The organism is Arthrobacter sp. ok362, assembly GCF_900102785.1.
Taxonomy (GTDB): Bacteria; Actinomycetota; Actinomycetes; order Actinomycetales; family Micrococcaceae; genus Arthrobacter.
In genome coordinates this window covers 1-1,396 of record NZ_FNGC01000031.1, presented here as the reverse complement: position 1 = coordinate 1,396, position 1,396 = coordinate 1, and the positions used below count along the sequence as shown (strand labels likewise).

Here is a 1,396-nt window from a genome sequence, read left to right as displayed (position 1 = left end):
CGTCTGCGCAACGGGCGTACTCCTGACAACCCCACCACACGGGCATGCGCCCGGCAGGGTGGTTGTAGGTGCTCCTTAGAAAGGAGGTGATCCAGCCGCACCTTCCGGTACGGCTACCTTGTTACGACTTAGTCCCAATCGCCAGTCCCACCTTCGACAGCTCCCTCCCACAAGGGGTTAGGCCACCGGCTTCGGGTGTTACCAACTTTCGTGACTTGACGGGCGGTGTGTACAAGGCCCGGGAACGTATTCACCGCAGCGTTGCTGATCTGCGATTACTAGCGACTCCGACTTCATGGGGTCGAGTTGCAGACCCCAATCCGAACTGAGACCGGCTTTTTGGGATTAGCTCCACCTCACAGTATCGCAACCCTTTGTACCGGCCATTGTAGCATGCGTGAAGCCCAAGACATAAGGGGCATGATGATTTGACGTCGTCCCCACCTTCCTCCGAGTTGACCCCGGCAGTCTCCCATGAGTCCCCGCCATTACGCGCTGGCAACATGGAACGAGGGTTGCGCTCGTTGCGGGACTTAACCCAACATCTCACGACACGAGCTGACGACAACCATGCACCACCTGTGAACCGGCCCCAAAGGGGAAGGACTGTTTCCAGCCCGGTCCGGCCCATGTCAAGCCTTGGTAAGGTTCTTCGCGTTGCATCGAATTAATCCGCATGCTCCGCCGCTTGTGCGGGCCCCCGTCAATTCCTTTGAGTTTTAGCCTTGCGGCCGTACTCCCCAGGCGGGGCACTTAATGCGTTAGCTACGGCGCGGAAAACGTGGAATGTCCCCCACACCTAGTGCCCAACGTTTACGGCATGGACTACCAGGGTATCTAATCCTGTTCGCTCCCCATGCTTTCGCTCCTCAGCGTCAGTTAATGCCCAGAGACCTGCCTTCGCCATCGGTGTTCCTCCTGATATCTGCGCATTTCACCGCTACACCAGGAATTCCAGTCTCCCCTACATCACTCTAGTCTGCCCGTACCCACCGCAGATCCGGAGTTGAGCCCCGGACTTTCACGGCAGACGCGACAAACCGCCTACGAGCTCTTTACGCCCAATAATTCCGGATAACGCTTGCGCCCTACGTATTACCGCGGCTGCTGGCACGTAGTTAGCCGGCGCTTCTTCTGCAGGTACCGTCACTTTCGCTTCTTCCCTACTGAAAGAGGTTTACAACCCGAAGGCCGTCATCCCTCACGCGGCGTCGCTGCATCAGGCTTGCGCCCATTGTGCAATATTCCCCACTGCTGCCTCCCGTAGGAGTCTGGGCCGTGTCTCAGTCCCAGTGTGGCCGGTCACCCTCTCAGGCCGGCTACCCGTCGTCGCCTTGGTGAGCCATTACCTCACCAACAAGCTGATAGGCCGCGAGTCCATCCAAAACCACAAAAA

At 58.2% G+C, this 1,396-nt stretch carries 1 rRNA gene; it reads right to left on the bottom strand.

What is annotated here, in order from left to right:
* Nucleotides 1–79: 79 nt before the first annotated feature.
* A 16S ribosomal RNA gene (locus BLQ10_RS21910) occupies nt 80–1,396 on the bottom strand; the annotation flags it as partial.